The sequence below is a fragment of the Gordonia sp. (in: high G+C Gram-positive bacteria) genome (assembly GCF_012515855.1).
Taxonomy (GTDB): domain Bacteria; phylum Actinomycetota; class Actinomycetes; order Mycobacteriales; family Mycobacteriaceae; genus Gordonia.
Window position 1 is genome coordinate 1 of record NZ_JAAYXO010000106.1, and the last position, 3,395, is coordinate 3,395.

Consider the following 3,395-nt stretch of genomic DNA (forward strand, 5'->3'; position numbering starts at 1 on the left):
CCCCCGACGGGGTCGCACCGTCGACCGGGTCGCGCGGCCGGAGCAGCAGGTCGTCGTCGTGGGCGTCGTACCAGGCGCCCTCGGCCTCGGGGTCGGCGAACACCGCGATCATCCGGTCGACGAGGCCGAGCGCCGACGTGCGCCACTCGATCGCACCGGTCACCTGGTGCAGCGTCAGCAGGGCGGTGGCGAGTGCCGCGTAGTCGTCGAGGCCGCCGCGCGGGACCGCCGCGCGACCGTCGAGCGACGACCGACGCAGGTCACCGTCCACCAGATGCACCGACAGCAGCGCATCGGCGCACTCCGCGGCTCGCTCCACCCAGTCGGCACGACCGAGCGCCGCACCGCCTTCGGCGAGCGCCGTCACGGCCATCGCATTCCACGCCGTGACCACCTTGTCGTCGCGGTCGGGTTGCGGCCGCCGTTCACGGGCGGCCGACAGTCGAGCACGCACCGACGCGAAGCGGAGTGGGTCGTCGGGGTCGCGCGGCAGTTGCAGCGTCGAGTTCCCGTGTTCAAAGGTGCCGGATTCGGTCACGACGAACAGGTCCGCGGCCCACGCGCCGTCGTCGGGGCCGAGGATCTGAGTGAGTTCGTCGGGTCGCCACACGTAGGTGAGCCCTTCGACGCCTTCGGTGTCGGCATCGAGCGATGAGGCGTAGCCGGTGCCGGTCCAGAGGTGTCGGTCCAGGAAGTCGACGGTCTCGGTGGTGACGCGGAGAACGAGCTCGTCGCCGCGTCGCGCGAGGTGTGCGTAGGCCCGCAGCAGCAGCGCGTTGTCGTAGAGCATCTTCTCGAAGTGCGGGACAACCCACTCCGCGTCGACGGTGTAACGGGCGAAACCGCCCGCGAGCTGGTCGTAGATGCCGCCGCGAGCCATCGCGTGCGCGGTCCGGACGGCGGCATCGGCGGCATCGACGTGACCGCCGAGCTCACCGGCCCGCAGCAGGGACTCCAGCAGGGCGGTCGGCGGGAACTTCGGCGCCCCGCCGAAGCCCGAGGACAGCGGGTCCTCGTCGGCCAGAATCGCCCGGATCGCGTCGGCGAGCAACTGCGCGTCGGGGACGGGCCCGGACGGCAGCGACTCCGAGTTGGTCCGCAGGTGCTCGGCGATCTTGCCGCCTGCCACCAGCACCTCGTCCCGCCGTTGCTCCCACGTGCGGGTGATCGCGTCCAGCACCTCGTCGAAACCGGGTTGCCCATTGCGGGCGCGCGGCGGGTAGTAGGTGCCGCAGTAGAACGGGTCGCCGTCCGGAGTGAGGAAGCAGGTCATCGGCCACCCGCCCTGACCGGTCATGGCGACGGTGGCCGCCATGTAGATCGAGTCGATGTCCGGACGTTCCTCGCGGTCGACCTTCACGCACACGAACCCGCGATTCATCTGATCCGCCAGTGCCGCGTCCTCGAAGGTCTCATGCGCCATCACATGACACCAGTGACAGGCGGCATAGCCCACCGACAGCAGCACCGGGACGTCGCGGCGACGAGCTTCGTCGAACGCGGCGCGTCCCCACTCCTGCCAGTGGACAGGGTTCGCGGCATGCTGACGCAGATAGGGGCTGGACGATTCGCCGAGCCGATTTCGACTATCCGCGGTCGGTGGGTTCTCCATCGCGATGTCCTTCGCCGCCGGTGCCGTTCTCGGTGCCGGCTTCCTTCTGCAGCTTCGCGACGGGATCGGCGTCCGCCCGGTCGGTGCCCTCGTCGAATGCCTGGTCGGGTTCGGGGTTCTCGGTGTCGAAACTCTCTGGCAGCTTCTTGAGCTGCTTGTTCATCGATCTGATGAGCAGGAACACGCCCACCAGAAGAATCAGGATCACGAGCAGCCCGACCGGCGACGCCTTACCGAACTCCGGTTCGCGGGCCGGCTCGTCGGCCAGAAACATCACGACGTCGGAGGGGAGGGACAGGACGTTCATTGCTACTCAATTCCAGTGAAGAGATCGTTCTCGGGGAGGTCGGTCTTGACCCGAGTCTGCGCCAGCTCGAATTCCTCGGTCGGCCACAGTCGCTGCTGCCATTCCAGCGGAACTGCGAAGAAGAAGCCATTCGGGTCGATCTGGGTGGCATGCGCGCGGAGGGCGTCGTCACGCTGCGGGAAGTACTCGGCGCACTCCACCTGGGTGGTCACCCGGGCCATCATGTCGCCCTGGTTGCGCTTCCACTTGCTGAGCCACTCCTTGAAGGGGCTTTCCTCGCCTACCTTCTCGAACTCCTCGGAGAAGGCGTGGATGCGGTCGCGGATGAAGCCGTGCGTGTAGTACAGCTTCAGCGGCGTCCACGGCTCGCCCGCGTCGGGGAAGGCTTCGGGGTCGCCCGCCGCGTCCCACGCCGCCATCGAGACCTCGTGGCACTTGATGTGATCGGGGTGCGGGTAGCCGCCGTTCTCGTCGTACGTGATGATCACGTGCGGCTTGAAGTCACGGATCACCTTGACCAACCGCTCGTTGGCCTCCTCGAGCGGGACCAGCGCGAAGCAGCCCTCCGGAAGCGGGGGAAGCGGGTCGCCCTCGGGCAGTCCGGAGTCGACGAACCCCAGCCAGTGGTGTTGGACGCCGAGCGCGGCGGCGGCCGCCGCCATCTCCTCGCGACGCACCTCGGTAATGTTCTCCGTCACTCCCGGACGATCCATCGCGGGGTTCAGAATGTCGCCACGCTCGCCGCCGGTCAGGGTGACGACCATGACGTCAACGCCCTGATCAGCGTATTTGGCCAGGGTCGCAGCACCCTTGCTCGCCTCGTCGTCGGGATGGGCATGCACTGCCATGAGTCGCAGCCCGTTCGCGCGTTCGGTCACGCTTCCTCACCTTCGCTCGCTTCTACTCAACATGGTAGGTATTGACGGGTGAGCACATCAGACGGGGGCCATGACCAGCAGACTCCGCGGAGCGGACCCCGAGCGACCTACCCCACAGATCGGTCGCCGAGTAGCAAGCGTCGCTGGTTCTACGGTCTCGTCGTTCTGCTGGTTGCCGCCGGACTCGGCATCGCCTACATCGGCTACGACCGATTCGGCGATCCGGAGGTCTCCGGGCAGGCCACCGCATACGATCTCCTGTCGCCCGACCGCGTCGCCGTCCAGTACACGGTGAACCGCAACGACCCCAGCCAGGCTGTGGTCTGCATCGTCCGCGCTCGCGCCAAGGACGGCTCGGAAGTCGGGCGTCGCGAGATCCTGGTGCCCGCGGGCACCGAGACACAGGTCGGCGCGCGCACCGAGGTCTCCACCTCGCAGCCGCCGGTGATCGGTGAACTGTTCGGCTGCGGCATCGACGTCCCGCCGTACCTGAAGGCCAACGCGTGACACGGTCCGGCAAGGCGGTTTTCGCCAAGCTGACCAGCCCGTACTACCCCGCGCTCACCGCGCTGTTCGTCGGCGTGATGCTGATCAGCAA

4 protein-coding genes and 1 pseudogene are annotated in these 3,395 nt (G+C 67.9%); 2 read left to right on the top strand and 3 right to left on the bottom strand.

The annotated features are described in order from the left end of the window. From GX543_RS07810 to mca, 3 genes are all read right to left on the bottom strand, one after another. A partial coding sequence (locus GX543_RS07810) for a thioredoxin domain-containing protein (RefSeq protein WP_290851085.1) occupies nucleotides 1–1,612 on the bottom strand: 1,612 nt, incomplete at its 3' end. Continuing rightward, complete coding sequence (locus GX543_RS07815) at nucleotides 1,587–1,886, bottom strand: hypothetical protein (RefSeq protein WP_290851087.1); 300 nt, start codon at nucleotides 1,884–1,886, stop codon at nucleotides 1,587–1,589. The genes GX543_RS07815 and GX543_RS07810, both read right to left, overlap by 26 nt. Before the next feature lie 35 nt (nucleotides 1,887–1,921). Beyond that, complete coding sequence (mca, locus tag GX543_RS07820) at nucleotides 1,922–2,767, bottom strand: mycothiol conjugate amidase Mca (protein ID WP_290851088.1); 846 nt, start codon at nucleotides 2,765–2,767, stop codon at nucleotides 1,922–1,924. A gap of 78 nt (nucleotides 2,768–2,845) precedes the next feature. Between mca and GX543_RS07825 the strand changes: the two genes are divergently transcribed. After that, a complete protein-coding gene (locus GX543_RS07825) occupies nucleotides 2,846–3,304 on the top strand; it encodes a DUF4307 domain-containing protein (protein ID WP_290851086.1) in 459 nt (152 codons plus the stop codon). Beyond that, nucleotides 3,301–3,395: pseudogene (locus GX543_RS07830) on the top strand (VUT family protein); the annotation flags it as partial. The gene GX543_RS07825 and the pseudogene GX543_RS07830, both read left to right, overlap by 4 nt.

Coding starts and splice junctions, on each gene's coding strand:
- mca (WP_290851088.1), bottom strand. CDS start 2,767: ATGGCAGTGCATGCCCATCCCGACGACGAGGCGAGCAAGGGTGCTGCG.
- GX543_RS07815 (WP_290851087.1), bottom strand. CDS start 1,886: ATGTTTCTGGCCGACGAGCCGGCCCGCGAACCGGAGTTCGGTAAGGCG.